We start from the raw sequence: 17,306 nt of genomic DNA, 5'->3' as shown, positions 1-17,306 counted from the left end.
TGGTGCCGGGCTGGTGATTCAGTTCTCTGGGTGCTCGCTGCAGGGCATCCAGAGGGAGCCCATGGCATGGACGCCTTCGCAGCCGAGCTCCTTGGCTTTCTGCTCAGCGGTTTCGCGGCTGGGGTAGGCGTAGATGTTCTTCCCGCCTTGGTTGCCAGCGCCCTGGTGATGGTGATGAACCTGGGCGCTCTGGCCCCCCAATCGGTAGGGCCCCATGCCTTCAACGCCAGCCCACCACACCCCCATCACATTCACACCAGCGATCAGCACGCCCATCCCCACCACGGAGGCATTGATCACCCCCATCGCCACAGCCCCGATGCTCAGCACGCCCATCGGCACGATGCCGATGCTGATCACGCCCATGGGAACAATGCCGATGGAAATGATGCCCAGCGGCGCAATGCCGATGGCCAGAATCTTGGGCTTACCACCACAACCCATCGGCGCGGGTGTGGGTGCAGGTATGGATGGAGAATCGGGGGGAAGTTCAACTGGCATCAGTGATGTCCAGCTGGATGGGACTGGCTTCCGGTTGCCTCACCATGGCTGGCACAGGGCATCCATTGCTGGCCCATCTTGTGGGCTCCCTGACAGTTGAATGCCTTGGCGGCCGCCTCAGCTTCCGCCCTGGTGTTGAAGATGGCCCTCTGGGCTCCTGCGCCTGCAGGCTGAGCCTGGGAGGGTAAGCCAGCGATGGCTGCCATCAGGCAGGTGATGGCTGTGAACGATCTCAATCGATGCCGTGGACGGATCATGGCTGAGGATGGAGGATAGCCATCATGGCAGATGGGGCGATGGAAGTGTTGCGCTGATCGCTATGTTGGCCTGGTTGATCTAGATGATCGGCGAATTCCTCGGGATGAAGCGATATTCCCTGAGGCGTCAAGATAGAAGCCGCAACAGTCCTTTGTTTCTGACTTATTCGGACAGTCCACTCATCGACTGGTGTCAGGGGCGGCCTGTGAGTTCCGCCGGCTGGATCGATGGGCTGAGGCTCGTGCTTGGGCCAGATCCAGTCGAGTTTCGCGATGGCGTGGCCATGAATCTCTGCGGTAATCCCGGCGAGGCTGGCGGCGTTGGTGCTGGCGCCTGCTCTGCGTTGACGGCGGCAGGCCAGGCCCACCGGCCCACTCCAGCCTCAGGGCGTGAGCGAAAACCCCGTGAATCCCCCCAGCAGCCCCGCCACGGCTCCCGTGAGCAGGCAGGCCAACGTGGCAGCCAGCAGCGCCCGCCAGGCCAGCTTGCCCACCACGCCCTTCTGCTCCGGGGCCAGGGCACACAATCCCCCCACAAAAATCCCCAGCGAGGGAAGGTGGGCAAAGCCGCAGAGCGCGTAGGAGAGGATCACCACCGAGCGCGGATCGCTCCATGTGCCGGCCTCGAGGCTGGCGGCCAGGCTCACGAACGACGGCACCTCCGTCGCCACCAGGCGCAGAGCCAGCAGTTCAGAGGCGGCCAGCGCGTCGGCAGAGGGCACGCCGATCATCCACACAAAGGGAACAAACACCCAGGCCAGCAGGGATTGCAGGGTGACCTGGGGCTGGCCGACCCAGCTGCCGAGCCAGCCGATGCCAGTGTTGGCCAGGGTGAGCAGTCCCACGAAGGCGATCAGCACGGCGGTGATTCCCAGCGCCAGCTTCAGGCCATCGTTGGCTCCCTGGGTGATGGCCTCCACGCTGCTGCCGCAGCGGTCAGCCTCCACCAGCACCGGCAGCAGCCCCTGCGGCGGCTGCGGCTGCTGCTGCGGCTGGGGCTCGGGCACCAGGATGCGCGCCATCATCACCGCCGCCGGTGCACTCAGCAGATTGGCGGTGATCAGGTGGCCGGCAATGCCAGGAAAGTGGGGTTGCAGCACCCCCACATAGAGCCCCAGCATGGTGCTGGCAATGGTGGCCATCCCCGCTGTGAGCACCACGGCGAGCTCATGGGGCCGGGCCGTGGCCAGATAGGGCCGGATCGTGAGCATCGATTCGATCCCCACGAACACATTGCTGGCGGCCGCAGTGGCCTCCACCCCCGTGATTCCCAGGCTGCGGCGGAAAAAGCGGGCCAGGCCATGGATCACCCGCTGCATCACCCCCAGGTGGTACAGCAGGGCCGTGAGGGCTGAGAAGAAGATCGCGATCGGGAAAGCCTGGAAGGCCAGGATCAGGCCGAGGCTGCCCTCTTCCCCGCCGGGCACTGCCAGCGGACCGAACACGAATTCCGCCGCCGTGCGGGCCGGGGCCAGCAGCGCCACCACGGCTCCGTTCAGCCAGGAGAACACCAACCGTCCGATCGCCGCATGGAACAGCAGCAGGCCGAGGCCCAGCTGGGTGGCCATGGCCACCCCGATCAGCCGCCACGGCGTGGCCCGCCGATCCTGGGAGAAGAGCCATGCCACCAGGAGCAGCAGCAGGATTCCCAGGCTGCCTCGTACGGCTTGCCAGAGCATGGCTCTTCCCATCCCGCTGCGGACGGGCGCAAACCTAATGGCCCATCGGGCTCCAGGTCCGGCAGCGGCTACAACCACCTGAACGCGCCTTCTCCCCGCATCTAAGGAATCTCGGGCAGCAGGAGTTTGAGAAGAGGCTGATCTCAAACCTGCCGCGCTGAACTGCAATTTGACTGAGCAGGGCTCTCATCGGGCCTCTGCCCTTTTGCTTGTTTTGGAGGCCTAATCAGGCCTTTCGGCATGCCATTCCTCCGTTCATGTCGCCAAGAGCCATGAGCGGCATGCCAAGAACAGATTAGGCAATGCTGCGATAATATTGACCTTGCAGCAGTTCTTGGCCATGCCATGCCCCGCAGCCTGGTCTTGTGAAGGCCGAACTGCTACTAGATGACCCGGAAGAGATGCTCCACTTTGGCGCAGATGTGCCCTTTTGCCGCTTTGATCAGATCCTGCTATTTCAGCTCAGGTGTATCCGGTAGAGCCCGGCGTTGGCCAGGCCGTATCGCCACCCCGAATTCCGCCGATGCACTGTCCCGTGCCAATCGGGGTGATTCTATCGGGTTTTTCAGGGGTTCCTTGGAGCTTGGACACCGGGCCCATCGACGGGTTCGCGAGCCAGTGATTCACCATCTCCCTCCTCACTCCGCTCGCCTTCAAAGACATGGCCCAGCGGTGCGGCGTTGATTCCCTCCACCTCGCGCAAGTAGCGGGCCAGGCCGTCGCTGTTGCCGTGGGTCACGTACACCTGGCGGGCGCCGGATTGCTTGACGGTGTTCAGCAGGCCGTCCCAGTCGGCGTGATCACTGAGGCTGAAGCCGCGATCGAAGCCGCGCCGCCGCCGGGCGCCGCGCACCGCCATCCAGCCGCTCACGAAGGCGGTCTGGGGATCCTTGAAGCGCTTCATCCAGGCCGAGCGATGGGCTGAGGGGGGTGCAATCACCAGGCGGCCCGCCAGGGTTTCGCTGCGCGGCAGTTCGCTCACAGGCCGGCTGGGCAGCATGGCGATGTTCTGTTGCCGGTAGGCGGGCATCAGGGTCTGCACGGCCCCGTGCAGCAGCACCTCCTCCTCCACCCCCAGGGCCGCCAGTTCCGCCAGCAGCCGCTGCGCTTTGCCGAAGGCATAGGCGAACAGCAGGGATGGCTTCTCTGGTGCGCCCTTCCACCAGTTGAGGATGTCGGCCGCCACCTCGCGGCCCGGCCGCCAGCGGTACACCGGCAGACCGAAGGTGGCTTCGGTGATCAGCACATCGGCGCTCACCGGCTCGAACGGGGCGCAGCTGGGGTCGGGGTCGCGTTTGTAGTCGCCGCTGATCAGCCAGGTTTCGCCGCCGGCCGTGAGCCGCACCTGGGCGGAGCCCAGCACGTGCCCGGCCGAGTGGAACGACACCACCGCCTCGCCGATCTTGAGCTCATCGCCGTAGCGCACGGGCGTCAGGGCGATGTCGGCCCCCAGGCGCTGGCGCAGCACCGCCTCGCCAGCGCCCACCGCCCAGTAGGCGCCGCTGCCGGCGCGGGCATGGTCGGCGTGGGCGTGGGTGATCAGGGCCTTCGCCACCGGCCGCCAGGGATCAACCCAGGCGCCGGCCGCCGGGCAATACAGCCCCTGGGGGGTGAGCTGGATCAGGCCGCCGGGCGGGAGCGCCATGGGCTAAAGGAGTCGGCAGCGTTGCAGAGTCTGCCGCGGGCCATCCGCTGGATCGGGCTTGGCGGCCGCGCAGCAGGGTTCCCAGGAGGCCAGAGTGGTGGGAGTTCGCGCAGTCCTTCCCATCCCCTCCATCTGAACTTTGCCTGCCCGTTCGATGTCAATGATTCGTGCCTTCATGGCCTCCCTCCTGCTGGCGCTGGTGGTGTCGCTCACGGCCTGCTCCAGCTCGGGCTCCGTGGCCATGGAGGAGTTCTGCAATCCCGGTGGTGGCGATGGCCTCGGTACCTCCACCTGCAGCGACTACCTGGCTCAACAGCAAGGTCTTGCTGAATCCATGGTGATCCTTGAGCCCGGTGGCTGAGGCCAATCGAGGCACTGCTGCTCAGGCGCTCAGCTCCAGCATCCGCTGGATCGGTGCCAGCGCCCTGACCCGCAGCTGTTCATCGAGTTCGATCGCCGGGCTCATCGTGCTCAGGCACCGCCACAGCTTCTCTAGCGTGTTCAGCCGCATGTAGGGGCAGGCATTGCAGCTGCAGCCGTCCTGGCCGGGCACCTCATGGAAGGTTTTGTGGGGCAGCTGCAGGCGCATCTGGTGGAGGATGCCGGGCTCGGTGAGCACCAGGAAGCTTTGGGCCTCGCTGCTGGCGGCGCGGGCCAGCAGCTGGCTGGTGGAGCCGATGAAGTCGGCCAGATCCAGCAGGTTGGGCAGGCACTCCGGGTGGGCGATCACCTCGGCGCCCGGGTGCTCCAGCTTCAGCCGCAGCAGCGCCTGCTCGCTGAAGGTTTCGTGAACGATGCAGCCCCCCGGCCAGAGGGTGAGCTCCCGGCCACTCTCCCGTGCCACCCAGCGGCCCAGGTTCTGATCCGGCGCAAACAGAATCGGCCGATCGGGCGGCAGCTGCTGCACCAGGCGCACGGCGTTGCTGCTGGTGCAGATCAGGTCGCTCTGGGCCTTCACCGCCGCCGAACAGTTGATGTAGCTCACCACCAGGTGCTCCGGGTGCTCGGCGCGGAAGGCGGCGAAGCCATCGGCGGGGCAGGCATCGGCCAGGGAGCAGCCCGCCTCCAGATCCGGCAGCAGCACTGTTTTGCCGGGGCTGAGGATCTTGGCGGTCTCGGCCATGAAGTGCACGCCGCAGAAGACGATCACCTCGGCGTCGGTGCCGGCGGCCTGGCGGGAGAGCTCCAGCGAGTCGCCGATGAAATCGGCCACGTCCTGGATCTCGGGGCTCTGGTAATAGTGAGCGAGGATCACGGCCCTGCGCGTTCGGCGCAACTCGTTAATCGCGGCCGGCAGGTCGTGGGGAACGGTGGGGGCTTCAAGGGCGGCAAAAACCAACCTTGACCTCAACTGGGGCAGGATGACTCCAGCCTAGGGAAGGGAGTAGTCGTCACGGCCCACATGCGCCTTGCCATTGCCGGGGATCTGCACGGGCAATGGGACCGGCGGGATGTGGACCTGCTCAGCCGGATCGCTCCCGATGCCCTGCTGGTGGTGGGCGATCTCAGCGACGGCCACCAACGCATCGCCGCCAGCCTCGCCGACCTGTCCCTGCCGGTGGCCTGCATCCTCGGCAACCACGACACCGGCAAGGACCACAGCGGCCACAAGCTGCAGCGCCAGATCGACCGCCTCGGTGAGCGCCACTGCGGCTGGGCCCTGCGCCACCTCGATCCACCCGGTCTTGCGGTGGTGGGTGGCCGTCCCGGCAGTGCCGGTGGCGGCCATCACCTCTCCAGGGCGGTGCAGGCCCTCTGGGGTCCCGTCGAACTGGCGGAGTCGGCCGGGCGGATCGCCGCGGCGGCCCTCTCGGCCGACCCGCGCCTGCCCCTGGTGCTCCTCGCCCACTGCGGTCCCAGTGGCCTGGGCAGCACCGCCAGCGATCCCTGCGGCCGCGACTGGAAATCTCCCGCCTGCGACTGGGGCGACCAGGACCTGGCCCAGGCGATCGAGCAGATCCGCGTCGAGCGGCCCCTGCCGCTGGTGGTCTTCGGGCACATGCACCACGCCCTCAAGCGCGGGCGGGGGGAGCGGCGCAGCTTCCTGATCGATCGCCGCGGCACCGCCTATCTCAATGCCGCCTTCGTGCCGCGCCATGCCGTCGATGGGGAGGGGCGGCAGCTCTGTCATCTCTCCTGGGTGGAGCTGGACCAGGGCCAGCTGATCCACGCCAGCCACCGTTGGTACGAGCCGGACACGGGGCGGTTGCTCTACGAGCAGCGGCTGCACCAGCAACCCCTGGTCCAGCAGCAGGCGGTGGGTGATCAACCCGAAGCGCTGCCGTGCTGATCTACGCCGCCATCAGCGGCCACGGCTATGGCCACGGTTCCCGCAGCGGCGCCATCCTGCTGGCCCTGGCCCAGCGTCAGCCCGGCTGGCGGCTGGTGCTCTCCACCTCCCTGCCGGCGGCATTCCTGGGCACGGTCCTGGGAGAGGTGCCCTTTGAACTGCGCCCCTGCGGCTGGGATGTGGGGGTGGTGCAGGCCGATGCCCTCGGCGCTGACCCCGCCGCCACCCTCATGGCCCTCGATGAGCTGGAGCGGCGCCTGCCTGATCAGATCGCCGCAGAGGCCCGCTGGCTCAGGGCCCAGGCCGGACCGGTGCTGCTGCTCGGCGATGTGCCACCGGCGCTGGCGCGGCTGGCGCAGGCCGGCGGCTGGCCGCTGATCTGGGTGGGCAATTTCGGCTGGGATGCCATCTACAGCCCCATGGGCGGCCCCTTTCTGGTCTGGGCTGAGCGCTGCCGCCTGCTCTACCGCCAGGGCCAGGGGCTGATCCACTGCCCCTTGGCGATGCCGATGGACTGGGGACTGCCGGAGATCCGGGTGGGCCTCACCGTGGCCCCTCCGCGGCAGCGGGCCGAAGACCTGCGCCGGCGGCTGGAGTTGCCCGAGCGCAGCCGCTGCGTGCTGGTGAGCTTCGGTGGGCTGGGCTTCGAGCTGGGGGAGGAGCCCTTCCACCGCTGGCCCGATCGGGTGTTCGTGAGCACCGATCCCTCGGCCGCGGGGGCGGCCCATGTGCGCCAGTTGCCCCAGGGACTGCGCCTGCTGGAGTTCATGCCGCTGGTGGAGCGATTGATCACCAAGCCCGGATACAGCAGCTTCTGTGAGGCCCTGGCCCACGATGTGGGCATTCATCTGGTGCACCGCGAGGGCTTTGCCGAGGCGCCTGTGCTGGAGGAGGCGCTGCGCCGCCATGGCCGCCACCGCCTGCTCAGCCAGGAACAACTGCGCTGCGGCGACTGGGAACTGGATCAGCCCCTGCAGCCGGCCGCCGTGGGTCCCCTGGCGCTGGACGGGGCCCAGCAGGCGGCCAGCTGGCTGGAAGATCAGGCGCTCGCCTACAGCTGAGATTGCTGGGGAGCATTGCAGCGCAAGCGATCTTGTGTCGGTCGCTACCGCGTTAGGAGCCTCAATCAGCAGAACTGATGATCAGAGTGTCGAATGATTTTGCATCAACAAACCCTGTGCTGAACAGTGATGTGAACCCGGCAGCCAATTCTGATAGCCGGTGGACGGTTGTGCGACTGTCACTAATACGATCCCCGGAGAAGGGCCCGTTCGACACATTGGCCTGCATCCAAAGCCAGCCGAGATGTAGTCTTCCATCGCTTCGACGGTTTTCTCTGAGTTCTTCACCGATCAACAAGCCTGATTGCATTCATCAGTGTTTCTGATCGACGTCATCAGATCTTCTCGCTCCATCAGTTCTTGCCCCGCTCAGCAGTTACGAACGGCTCAAGTTCCCTCTCCAAATCTTTTCTTCAACACAGCAGCGCAGCTTCCGGCCGATTCCTAGGGAATCCACCGGGCTCAAGCGTGCCTGCAACTATTCTTTCTCCCCTGAATCCTTTGCTCGCTACTGTCTCCCGCCTCAGTCGCCTCCTCCTGCCGGCTCTGGTGGTCGCCATCAGCGCACCAGCCCACGCCACCTCCTGGCAGGAGATCCGCCTGCCCGGTGAGGCACCAGTCAGCGAGCCCCGTTCGCTGGCGATCGCCACTCCCCAGAACCTGCCGGGGATGCGCGCCGTCTTTGAGATCACCCCTGAGCGGCGGGCTCTGCTCAACACCATCCGCTTCGCTGAGGGCACCTGGGCCAACGGTGAAGACGTCGGTTACCGGATCATGTTCGGCGGCAGCCTGATGGCCTCTCTGGATCGCCACCCCGATCGGGTCAACCGCACCGTGGGTTACGCCAGCGCCGCCGCCGGTGCCTACCAGTTCATGCCGCCCACCTGGGCCATGGCCACCCGTGCCCTGGGTATCCGGGGCTTCGGTCCCGAAGTGCAGGATCAGGCCGCCATTTTCCTGATTCAGCGCCGTGGCGCCCTGGCCAAGACTGATCGCGGTGTGCTCACCCCCGAACTGACCGCCAAGCTGGCGCCGGAATGGGCTTCCTTCCCCACCCTGGCCGGCCGCAGCTTCTACGGCCAGCCGGTGAAGCGCTACAGCCAGCTCAGGGCCTTCTATGAGGCCAATCTGGCCAGCCTGCGCGCCATCGAGGCCAACAGGACCCTGCGCACGGATGTGGCCCAGGCCGCTCCTCCCCTGAAGCCCGCCTGCACCGGCGGCAGCCTCAGCTGCGCCCTGCAGGAAGCCAGCGCCGGCCGCTGAGTTACCCGCAGGGGCAGGGCTTCATTCGCCGCTGCCGGACCCCTCAGTGGCGCCCGGAATCCCCAAGGTTTTCTGGGCGATGAGGTAGGCCCCAACGGCTCCGCCCAGGAAGCCCAGCGCATTGCGCAGCACCGGCAGCAGATCGGAGGTGCGGGTCACCACAGGCCCCAGTCCGAAGACCACGAAGAGCATCACCCACAGCGGCGAGAGCAGCAGGATCCAGCTCCAGGCCACAACATCGCCCTGTTTGCGCGGATAGCCGGCGAAACCCACGATCAGGCCGCCCAGCAGTGACGTGCAGAAGGTGAGCAGCCACTGCTCCTGGGGCAGGCCGGGCACCACCTGGCAGCCGCCGCGTTCCAGGCAGGTTTCCACCGCCGCGAGTGCATCGACAATCGCTCCGTCTTCGCCGTGGTCCCGCACGTAGTACTGGTTTCCAAAGCGGGTCTGCAGCTCCACCCAGAAGGTGCGCGGCATCAGCGCGAAGAGCGCATCGCCCACATTGAAATTGAGCAGGTTGCCGCCGCGGGGATCGGCCACCAGCAGCAGGCTGCGCTCATCCAGCCCCCAGAACTGCTTCACCGCCAGGCCAGGGGTGCGTTCGTACTGGGTGAGCACCCGCAGCTTCCAGCCGCTGCTGGTCTCAAACGCCTCCAGGTGCTCCTCCAGGCTGGCGCGCTGGCCATCGGTGAGCGCCCGGGCCAGATCGATCACGGGGGTGGGGTGATCCGGCAGCAGCGAGGGATTGTCGGCGGCCTGGGCCATCCCGCCCGCCGCCCCCCCCAGCGGCGCCAGCAGCAGCACCAGGGCGGCCAGACCGGCAAGGATGGTGCGGAGGAGAGATCTGGCGCCAGGGGCCATGCGGCTGCTTCAGTGGCCCTGCATTCTCCCTGAGCTGCCTCCCGGCCGTGTCCCTGCCCGCCTGGCTCCATGAGCGCCTGCTCCAGGCCGGCGGCAGCGTGCCCTTTCGCACCTACATGGAGTGGGTGCTCCACGACCCCGATCACGGCGCCTACGGTGCCGGCCGCCTCAGCATCGGCCCCGGCGGTGATTTCGCCACCGCCCCATCTCTGGGCCCGGAGTTCGCGGCCCTGCTCGCCCCCCAGCTCGCCCGCTGGCTGGAGGATCTGCCGGGCGGCCGCCTCAGCCTCGTGGAGACCGGCCCCGGCGAGGGCAACCTGGCGGCCCAGCTGGCCGAGGCCCTGGCCGCCGGCTGGCCCCAGCTGGCCCAGCGGCTGGAGCTGGTGCTGGTGGAGCCCAACGCCGGCATGGCGGCCCGCCAGCGTCAGCGCCTCCAGGGCTGCCCGCTGCCGCTGCGCTGGAGCAGCTTTGAGGAGATGGCCGCCGCTCCGCTCAACGCTGTGGTGCTGGCCCATGAGGTGCTCGATGCCCTGGCGGTGGAGCGAATCGAGCGTTGCGGGGAGCAGTGGCGCCGCCAGCACATAACGCTCCAGCAGGGGGTGTTGCGGCTGGAGCCCGGCGAACCCCTGGAGCCGGAGGATCAGGCGCGACTGGAGCCCCTCGGGCTGCTGCCCCACGATCCACGGCGCCCCGAGGGCTGGTGCAGCGAACTCCACCCTGGGCTGGCCCCGTGGCTGGCGGCCTGCGCCGCCGCTGTGGCCCGCGGCCGCCTGCTGGTGATCGACTACGCCCATGAGGCCTGGCGCTTCTACGCCCCCCAGCGCAGCAACGGCACCTTGATGGCCTACCGCGCCCAGCGGGCCAGCGCCGATCCGCTGCAGGAGCCCGGCCAGTGGGACCTCACCGCACACCTCTGCATCGAGAGCGTGCTGGAGGCCGCCGAGGCGGGCGGCTGGAGCTGCCTGGGCCAGCGCCGCCAGGGGGAAGCCCTGCTGGCCCTGGGACTGGCCCAGCGCCTGCACGGCCTGCAGCAGCCGGGCCCACTGGCCGATCTGCTGGCCCGGCGTGAGGCCCTGCTGCGCCTGGTGGATCCCGCCGCCCTCGGCGACTTCCGCTGGCTGGCCTTCAGCCGCGGCGAGGCCGCGCCGGCCATGGCCTCCAGCGCCGAGCTGTTCCTGCAGGATCCGAGCGGTGAGGCGTAGCTTGCGCCGATGGAGTCCTCGATCCTCGATGTCGATCTGCTGGCCTTCGAGCGGGGTGACGAGCGGCGCCGGCGGGCGGTGGTGGAGGGGGTGAGGCGCAGCCTGGCCACCGGCTTCCTTTACACCAGCAGCGATCTCTCCACGGATCTGCTCGATTCGGCCTACGGGATGCTGGCCCGCTTCTTTGCCCTCGAGGCCGAGAGCAAGGGTCGCTTCACGGCCGCTGGGGCCTCAGGCCAGACGGGTTACACCGGTCTGCTGGTGGAAACCGCCGCCGGCAGCGAGCGGGCCGACTGGAAGGAGATGCTCAATTGGTCGGCGCCGATCCCGGCCGCCCACCCCCTGCGCCGCCGCTATCCGCTGCTCTACCCCGAGCCGCTGCTGCCGGAAGCCGTGGTGCCCGGCATCACCGCGGTGCTGCTGAGTTTCCATGCGGCGCTGGCTGATCTGCAGCGGCGCGTCCTGCGGGTGATCGCCCTGGGCCTGGGGGCGGCAGAGGGCTTCTTCGAGGAGATGGTCAGCGAGGCCCCCACCCTCAGCCGCGCCATCCGCTACCCGCCCATGGCGGCGGCCCCCGGCCCCGGCCATCTCTGGGCCGCCGCCCACGGCGACATCAACCTGATCACCGCCCTGCCCAGGGCCACCGGTGCCGGCCTGGAGGTGGAGGTGGACGGCCGCTGGGTGCCGGCGCTGCCGCCCGAGGGCCAGGTGATCATCAACAGCGGCCTGATGCTGGAGCGGCTCAGCAACGGCCTGATCCCCGCCGGCCTGCACCGGGTGGTGGCGCCGCCCGACTCACTCCAGGAGCGGCTGAGCGTGGTGCAGTTCTGCCACGCCCGGCCCTCCACCCTGCTGGCGCCCCTGGCAAGCTGCTGCACCCCGGAGCATCCCCAGCGCCAGGCCGGGGTGCTGGCGGCCGATGCCCTCGAAGAGGTGCTCTACCGCATCAACCTCCTGTAACGGCCGAGCGGCGCACCTGGGTGCGGCCGCGGCTGTCGCTCAGGCGCGGTGGCAGCCCGGCTGGATCCAGCAGCTGCCTGCTGCGCATGTTGAGCGTGCTGTCCCGGCGTTGACCGCTGCTCCAGTCGTAATCGAGCACGGTCATGGTCTGGAACGGCGCCGCGCTCTGCCCCAGCAGCTTCCGGGGTCCGCTGCCCAGCGCACCCAGCTGAATCAGATCGAGCTGGCCGATCCGGCCGGGGTAGTAGGCGTGCTGATGGCCGCTGATGTAGGCCTCCACCCTGTGGCGCTCCAGCAGCTGGCGCAACTCCTGGCTCTGGGCCAGCACATTGCCTGGGGTGTCGCGTCCCTGGGAGACCCCCAGCAGCGGCAGGTGGCCCATCACCAGGCGGCGTCTGGCGCCGCGGGCCCCAGCGCTCGCCAGGCTCCGCTCGGCCCAGCGCAGTTGTTCCGCTGGGATCTGAGCGGAGGAGCCGTCGAGCACCAGCAGGAACATCTCCCCCTGCAGCACGGAATAGAAGAAGGGAAAGCCGGAGGCGTCGACGAAGCTGAGTCCGAGGTCAGCCTGCTGGCGGCGCCAGTAGCGGCTGGCCTCCTGCCGCTCCCGCTCGAAGGCATAGCTGCCGCCCACCCTGCTGTTGGAAGCGTCGTGGTTGCCCATCGTCGGGGCGAAGGGCAGGCCTGCGCGGCGCAGGGGCCTGAGCACCTGGCGATCGAAGCCGGCCCACATGGCCTGCAGCTGGGCGGTGCTCAGGCTTCGCTTCTGGCCGGCCACCATGTCGCCGGCGCAGACCACCAGATCCGGGCGCAGGGAGGGGATCAGGGCGATCCCCTGGCCCACCTCGGGGATGTAGCTGGTGGAGCCGTAGCTGGCATTGAGATCACTGATCAGCACCAGCCGCCGGTCGCCGCGGGCCGGAAGCCTCAGACCGCCAGTGCCTGAGCCAGCGCCCGCGGCCAGCGCCGCCGCTGGGGTCGCCTGAGCCTGGGCCCGCTGCCAGCTGGCGAAGGCCGCCCCCCCCAGGGCCAGGCCCCCCAGGCTGAGAACCTGACGTCGGCTGAGGGATGGGGCCATGGCTGGATCACTGCTGCTGCCCCCATGCTGCCGTTGCCCGCCCAGAGTGGCTTCTGCCGTCACCAGGGCCAGCATGTCCACCGCCCAGACCGACACCACCCTGGTGCTGGCGGCTGATCAGCCCCAGCGCCTGGCTGGGTTCTACGCCACCCTGCTCGGCAGCGAAGCCCAGCAGGGCCTTGCCTCCAGCCACTGGCGGCTGGCCTGGCCCGGCGGCGGCCGCCTCGAGATCTATGCCCCCTCATCGCAGCGGCCGCAGCCCCGCAGTCCAGGTCGCCTGGCCCTCTGCCTGCAACGCTCCAGCCCCGCCGAGGAGCGCCTGCCGGAGCTGCAGGCCTGGGTGGCTCAGGCCCTGGCTCTGGGGGCCACGGCCCAGGAGGCGCCCCGGCTGGAATCCTTCGGCGCCGAGGCCTGGATCGCTGATCCGGAGGGCAATCGCCTGTTGCTGCTGGTCTGCTGACGCCGGCGCAGCCCGCAGTCCGCAGCCCAGCCCATAGGCTGCCCCTTGCTGGAATCCCTGCCGGCGAGAATGATCACCTCGGATCCTTGCCCGATGAGCCACCAATCATGAGCAGCGACAACTTCCGCTACGAGCCGGTGGAGAAATTCGGCGAAGGGCTCAGCACCAGCCGCCCCTGGAACACCACTGCCCTCGCCGGGGTGGAGCTGCTCAATGGCCGCGTCGCGATGCTGGGGTTCAGCGCCGCCATCGTTGGCGAGTGGCTCACCGGCCAAGGGATTGTCGGCCAGCTGGGGGCCGTGCTGGCCTGGTACCTGAGCTGATTCCGGCTGATCTCTGCTGGATCAGCGATCAGCGGCCGTAGAGGGCGCTGAAGGAAGCCTTGCCCAGGCTCTGGCTGTTGACCACGAAGCCCACCAGAGCGGCTGAGGGGTCGGGCGGCAGCTCCAGGGTCTTCACCTTGAGGGCGTGCAGGGTGAAGGTGTAGCGGTGGGGGGCGTTGCCCAGCGGCGGGCAGGGCCCGCCCCAGCCGGGGCTGCCGTAGTCGCCGCGGATCTGACGGGCAGCGGCAGGAAGGCCCTTCCCATCCGCAGTGCCCGCGCCGGCCTTGAGCTGGGAGCTGCCGGCGGGGATGTCCACCACCAGCCAGTGCCACCAACCACTGCCGCCGGTGGGGGCATCGCTGTCGTGCACCAGCAGGGCGAAGCTCTGGGTCTGGGGCGGGGCTCCACTCCAGCTCAGGGCCGGTGAGATGTTCTCCCCCGTGCAGCCAAAGCCATTGAATACGTGTCTGGCGGCGATGCTGCCGTTGGCTTGGATCTGGGGACTGCTGAGGCTGAACTCCCCGGAGCGGACCACGGCTCCCCAGCTGCTGGTGGCCACCACAGCCAGCAGGGCTGCTGCCGTTCCCTTGATCCCTGAGGGGCCTCTGGTGAGCAGGGTCATGACGGGGGTTGTGCGGCTGGGCTGAGGGTATGAGGCCCCATCGCCGGGGCCTGGATCAGAGGCAGCGCCTGCTGGATCAGAGGCAGCCCTGAACGGAGATGCGGTAGCTGAACCCCAGGGCGCCGGGGTCGCTGCTGGCTCCCACCTTGAAGTTCATCTGGCTGGCCTGCTTGCCGGCGACGGCCGCAAAGGGACCGAACATGCGACCGGTGCCGATCGGTGGATTCATCGTTTCATTCACCACCTGAAGCGAGCTGCCATCGCTGAATTTCATGAAGGCCTCCACGGGGTACTTGGCGCCGCTGTCGGAGGAGTTGGCGGTGAAGAAGAACTTGAAGCTGGTGAAGGGCTGATCCACGATGAAATCCGTGTTCCAGTTCGATCGGCCGATCAATTTGTCGCGCCCCACCGACTTGGCCACGATCGGGCTGACGCCGTTACCGCCGATCGGATTGAGGAAGGTGCACTTGGGTGGGGCCTCAGCCAGGCCCGCGCTCGGCAGGCCCAGCACCAGGCCGCCGGCCCCTGCCAGCCCCAGAGTCAGGCTCAGCCCAAGACCGTGACCCCGTAGCAAGGTCAGTGGATGGAACTGGTGGCCTCTGCTCGCCTTGGCTGTGGCCATGCTCCCATCCCAGTGATGAGCGGCATTGTGCCACTCATCACCCGGCAAGGAAGCGCGCCATGGCCGGATCGAGCGCCAGGAGCTGTTGGGCCCCGCTGGAATCACAGCGCAAGAGTTCTTGCCCCCCGCCGGTGGGGTGTTCACGCTTTTCACTGCTCAGGGTTGTCATCGTTTTGAATGGATAGGCTTCATCAGCGTGCTCTTGATTTCGACTCCTCCCCTGGTTCTGGTTCATGGGCTGCTGGACAGTCCAGCGGTGTTCAACCGACTCCGTCAGGCGCTGGGGGGGCGCCGACAGGCTCTCCTCATCCCGGCACTGCCGCTGCGCCTGGGTCTCACCCCGATCGCAGAGGCCGCTGAACTGCTGGGAGCCCACATCCGGGAAAACCTGGGACTCGACGACCCCATCGACCTGCTGGGCTTCTCGATCGGTGGCGTCATTGCCCGCACCTGGATTCAGCTCCAGGGGGGACACGAGCGGACACGTCGCTTCATCAGCGTGGGCAGCCCCCAGCAGGGCACCCTCACGGCTCAGCCCTGGCCAGGACGCATCTTCAAGGGCCTGGCTGATCTCAAGTGGGGCAGTGGCCTGCTGGAGACCCTGAACGGCAACCTCGACACCCTCCATCGCATTGAGTGCCACAGCTTCTACTCCGCCATTGATCTGGCCGTGCTTCCGGGATGGCGAGCCGTTCTCCCGATCGGTGCAAGGACGCAGCTGCCTGTGGCGACCCATCCCCAGCTGCTGCGGGACCAGGCCGCCATCAGACCTCTGGCCAAGGAGTTGATCCGAGAGTGAGCGAGCCCTGGGCGTTCCCCCTGCCCATAGGATTGATTGGTTCAGCTGGTTTGCTGTCCATGGGCTGGGTTGGCGTTTCGATCGTGGTGCGGTGGCTCGTGGGCTGGGTCTTGGGCCTGCGGTTTCCCGTGCTTCCCCGGGGCTCGCCAGTGGACCCGCCCAGGCTTTCCGTGCTGATCCCAGCCCGTAACGAGGAGTCCACGCTTCCCCGTCTACTGAGTTGTCTTGCCCGACAGAGCCTGATGCCCCTGGAGGTGATCGTGATCGACGACCACTCCACAGATCTCACCACCGCCATCGCCAGTGAGCCCTGGAGCGACCTCACTGTGACCGTGTGCGCTGCGCCCTCTTTGCCCCAGGGCTGGTGCGGGAAGACCTGGGCCCTGCACAACGGCGTGTTGGCCAGTCGGGGGGAGCTGTTGATGTTCCTTGATGCCGACACCGAGCCCACCCCTGACTTCCTCCAGTGCCTGGTGGCGGCGCACCAGCAGCTCGGTGGGCTGGTGTCGGTGCAGCCCTATCACCGCACGGAGAAGCCCTATGAGCAGCTCTCCTTGTTGTTCAACCTGGTGGGCTTGATGGCCGTGCCCTTGGGGGCCGCCTGTGGGGTGGCTTTCGGGCCGGCGATGGTCACCAGCCGCGCCGACTATGACCGCAGCGGCGGTCATGAGGCCGTCGCCGGCAAGGTGGTCGAGGACTGGTTCCTGGCCCATGCCTACGAACGGGCCGCTCTGCCGGTGAGCGCGTTCCTCGGCCATGGCCAGATCGCCTACCGCATGTACCCGGGCGGACTGCGCGACATGGTGGTGGGGTTCAACAAGAATTTCGCCACTGCTGCCGGTGAAGTGCGCTGGATCTGGATGCTGGCGGTAGTGCTTTGGCTCTCCGGCCTGTTCTGGGCCGCCTGGTGCCTGCCGGCCTCGCTCCTGGGTTGGCCACTGGTGGGTGACCACTCCATACTCAGCAATGCGCTGGTCTACGGGGCCTATGTGATCCAGCTGCTGGTGATCACCCGGTCGATTGGTCGCTTCACCTGGATCAATCTGCTGTTCCCCATCCCGGTGCTGTTCTTCCTCGGGGTATTTGTGCAGGCAATTGTCAAACTGGAGAGCGGTGAGGTGCTCTGGAAGGGCCGCCTGTTCAGCACCCGTTGATGGCCACACTCAGTGGATGGGGTGCGGTGGTCGCCACGGCGATGCTGTGGTTGGTCTGGTCGCTGGTGATCGGGGCCCTCGCCAACCAACTTCCGGATCGGCTGCTCGGCGGGCGTGATCCCTGCCAACCTGACCATCCGGGTGCGGCACCGCTGCGGTTCTACGAACAGTGGCTGCGGATCCGGATCTGGAAGCCCTGGATCCCCGATGCCGGTAACGCCCTACCCGGAGGCATCCGCAAGGGGAGCCTGGCCCGTCGTGACCCGTTGGCCCTGCAACGGCTCAGCCTGGAGACCCGTCGGGCGGAGCTGGTGCACTGCCTGCTCTGGCCCGCTTGGATGGTCACGGCCCTTTGGCTGCCTCCGGCTGGGGTGCTGATCAACCTGCTCTTCGCGACCCTGTTCAACCTGCCCTGCCTGCTGCTGCAGCGCTACAACCGATTGCGCCTCGGTAGGACGCTGCGCCGGACACTCGGCAGGCAACACCCCAACCAGCGTCAGCGTTCCTCCATGGGGGGCTGAGGGGGTGGACA

General features: G+C 67.8%; 20 protein-coding genes. 11 read left to right on the top strand and 9 right to left on the bottom strand.

The window, feature by feature from the left end:
• Positions 1 to 18 precede the first annotated feature (18 nt).
• The 4 genes from KQ304_RS00335 to KQ304_RS00320 all read right to left on the bottom strand — a co-directional run bounded on the left by KQ304_RS00335 (position 19) and on the right by KQ304_RS00320 (position 4,082).
• Positions 19 to 444, bottom strand: a complete 426-nt coding sequence (locus tag KQ304_RS00335) for a hypothetical protein (protein WP_259735138.1) — start codon at positions 442 to 444, stop codon at positions 19 to 21.
• Positions 445 to 500: 56 nt separating this feature from the next.
• The gene (locus tag KQ304_RS00330) at positions 501 to 707 is read right to left on the bottom strand and encodes a DUF3721 domain-containing protein (protein ID WP_259735137.1); all 207 of its coding nucleotides are present in this window, start codon (positions 705 to 707) and stop codon (positions 501 to 503) included.
• 434 nt (positions 708 to 1,141) lie between these two features.
• Positions 1,142 to 2,437 carry a NupC/NupG family nucleoside CNT transporter gene (locus tag KQ304_RS00325; protein WP_259735136.1) on the bottom strand — a complete coding sequence of 432 codons (1,296 nt, stop codon included), beginning with the start codon at positions 2,435 to 2,437 and terminating at the stop codon, positions 1,142 to 1,144.
• A 565-nt stretch (positions 2,438 to 3,002) separates the two neighbouring features.
• Positions 3,003 to 4,082 carry a ligase-associated DNA damage response exonuclease gene (locus tag KQ304_RS00320; RefSeq protein ID WP_259735135.1) on the bottom strand — a complete coding sequence of 360 codons (1,080 nt, stop codon included), beginning with the start codon at positions 4,080 to 4,082 and terminating at the stop codon, positions 3,003 to 3,005.
• A gap of 175 nt (positions 4,083 to 4,257) precedes the next feature.
• Between KQ304_RS00320 and KQ304_RS00315 the strand changes: the two genes are divergently transcribed.
• A complete protein-coding gene (locus tag KQ304_RS00315; protein ID WP_259735134.1) occupies positions 4,258 to 4,443 on the top strand; it encodes a quinolinate synthetase in 186 nt (61 codons plus the stop codon).
• Between the two features lie 21 nt (positions 4,444 to 4,464).
• On the opposite strand, the gene nadA is transcribed toward KQ304_RS00315, so the two are convergent.
• Complete coding sequence (gene nadA / locus KQ304_RS00310) at positions 4,465 to 5,421, bottom strand: quinolinate synthase NadA (RefSeq protein WP_259735133.1); 957 nt, start codon at positions 5,419 to 5,421, stop codon at positions 4,465 to 4,467.
• 63 nt (positions 5,422 to 5,484) lie between these two features.
• Here nadA and KQ304_RS00305 point away from each other — a divergent pair, with 63 nt between their 5' ends.
• The 3 genes from KQ304_RS00305 to KQ304_RS00295 all read left to right on the top strand — a co-directional run bounded on the left by KQ304_RS00305 (position 5,485) and on the right by KQ304_RS00295 (position 8,696).
• Positions 5,485 to 6,372 carry a TIGR04168 family protein gene (locus KQ304_RS00305; protein ID WP_259735132.1) on the top strand — a complete coding sequence of 296 codons (888 nt, stop codon included), beginning with the start codon at positions 5,485 to 5,487 and terminating at the stop codon, positions 6,370 to 6,372.
• On the top strand, positions 6,366 to 7,433 hold the full coding sequence (locus tag KQ304_RS00300; protein WP_259735131.1) for a hypothetical protein: 1,068 nt from the start codon (positions 6,366 to 6,368) through the stop codon (positions 7,431 to 7,433). Before KQ304_RS00305 ends, KQ304_RS00300 begins: the two co-directional genes overlap by 7 nt.
• Positions 7,434 to 7,934: 501 nt before the next feature.
• Positions 7,935 to 8,696 carry a glycoside hydrolase family 104 protein gene (locus KQ304_RS00295; protein ID WP_259735130.1) on the top strand — a complete coding sequence of 254 codons (762 nt, stop codon included), beginning with the start codon at positions 7,935 to 7,937 and terminating at the stop codon, positions 8,694 to 8,696.
• A 21-nt stretch (positions 8,697 to 8,717) separates the two neighbouring features.
• Here the strand turns inward: KQ304_RS00295 and KQ304_RS00290 are convergent, their stop codons facing one another.
• Positions 8,718 to 9,557, bottom strand: a complete 840-nt coding sequence (locus KQ304_RS00290) for a TPM domain-containing protein (RefSeq protein ID WP_259735129.1) — start codon at positions 9,555 to 9,557, stop codon at positions 8,718 to 8,720.
• Between the two features lie 47 nt (positions 9,558 to 9,604).
• On the opposite strand from KQ304_RS00290, the gene KQ304_RS00285 reads away from it, so the two are divergent.
• Together KQ304_RS00285 and KQ304_RS00280 are read left to right on the top strand one after the other, a co-directional pair.
• A complete protein-coding gene (locus KQ304_RS00285) occupies positions 9,605 to 10,759 on the top strand; it encodes a class I SAM-dependent methyltransferase (RefSeq protein WP_259735128.1) in 1,155 nt (384 codons plus the stop codon).
• Between the two features lie 9 nt (positions 10,760 to 10,768).
• Positions 10,769 to 11,719: an isopenicillin N synthase family oxygenase gene (locus KQ304_RS00280; protein WP_259735127.1), complete on the top strand. Its 951-nt coding sequence runs from the start codon at positions 10,769 to 10,771 to the stop codon at positions 11,717 to 11,719.
• Here KQ304_RS00280 and KQ304_RS00275 read toward each other — a convergent pair.
• Positions 11,706 to 12,893 carry a metallophosphoesterase gene (locus KQ304_RS00275; protein WP_259735126.1) on the bottom strand — a complete coding sequence of 396 codons (1,188 nt, stop codon included), beginning with the start codon at positions 12,891 to 12,893 and terminating at the stop codon, positions 11,706 to 11,708. The two genes, KQ304_RS00280 and KQ304_RS00275, sit on opposite strands and share 14 nt — an antisense overlap.
• Here KQ304_RS00275 and KQ304_RS00270 point away from each other — a divergent pair.
• The gene (locus KQ304_RS00270; protein ID WP_259735125.1) at positions 12,868 to 13,254 is read left to right on the top strand and encodes a VOC family protein; all 387 of its coding nucleotides are present in this window, start codon (positions 12,868 to 12,870) and stop codon (positions 13,252 to 13,254) included. The two genes, KQ304_RS00275 and KQ304_RS00270, sit on opposite strands and share 26 nt — an antisense overlap.
• A gap of 107 nt (positions 13,255 to 13,361) precedes the next feature.
• Positions 13,362 to 13,577 carry a chlorophyll a/b-binding protein gene (locus KQ304_RS00265; protein ID WP_259735124.1) on the top strand — a complete coding sequence of 72 codons (216 nt, stop codon included), beginning with the start codon at positions 13,362 to 13,364 and terminating at the stop codon, positions 13,575 to 13,577.
• A gap of 28 nt (positions 13,578 to 13,605) precedes the next feature.
• On the opposite strand, the gene KQ304_RS00260 is transcribed toward KQ304_RS00265, so the two are convergent.
• Together KQ304_RS00260 and KQ304_RS00255 are read right to left on the bottom strand one after the other, a co-directional pair.
• Entirely contained in the window at positions 13,606 to 14,199 is a 594-nt protein-coding gene (locus KQ304_RS00260) for a YbhB/YbcL family Raf kinase inhibitor-like protein (protein WP_259735123.1), read from the bottom strand.
• Between the two features lie 76 nt (positions 14,200 to 14,275).
• Positions 14,276 to 14,773, bottom strand: a complete 498-nt coding sequence (locus KQ304_RS00255; RefSeq protein ID WP_399228007.1) for a hypothetical protein — start codon at positions 14,771 to 14,773, stop codon at positions 14,276 to 14,278.
• A gap of 244 nt (positions 14,774 to 15,017) precedes the next feature.
• On the opposite strand from KQ304_RS00255, the gene KQ304_RS00250 reads away from it, so the two are divergent.
• From KQ304_RS00250 to KQ304_RS00240, 3 genes are all read left to right on the top strand, one after another.
• Positions 15,018 to 15,620, top strand: coding sequence for a triacylglycerol lipase (locus tag KQ304_RS00250; protein ID WP_259735122.1), 603 nt, complete (start codon positions 15,018 to 15,020; stop codon positions 15,618 to 15,620).
• A 170-nt stretch (positions 15,621 to 15,790) separates the two neighbouring features.
• A complete protein-coding gene (locus KQ304_RS00245; protein WP_399228005.1) occupies positions 15,791 to 16,774 on the top strand; it encodes a glycosyltransferase in 984 nt (327 codons plus the stop codon).
• Positions 16,774 to 17,295, top strand: coding sequence for a hypothetical protein (locus KQ304_RS00240; protein ID WP_259735120.1), 522 nt, complete (start codon positions 16,774 to 16,776; stop codon positions 17,293 to 17,295). Before KQ304_RS00245 ends, KQ304_RS00240 begins: the two co-directional genes overlap by 1 nt.
• Positions 17,296 to 17,306: the final 11 nt, after the last annotated feature.

Source organism: Synechococcus sp. CS-1329, assembly GCF_025128055.1.
In the GTDB taxonomy this organism is placed as follows: Bacteria; Cyanobacteriota; Cyanobacteriia; order PCC-6307; family Cyanobiaceae; genus Regnicoccus_A.
The sequence above is the reverse complement of the archived record's forward strand: the minus strand, read 5'-3'. Positions and strand labels throughout refer to the sequence as shown.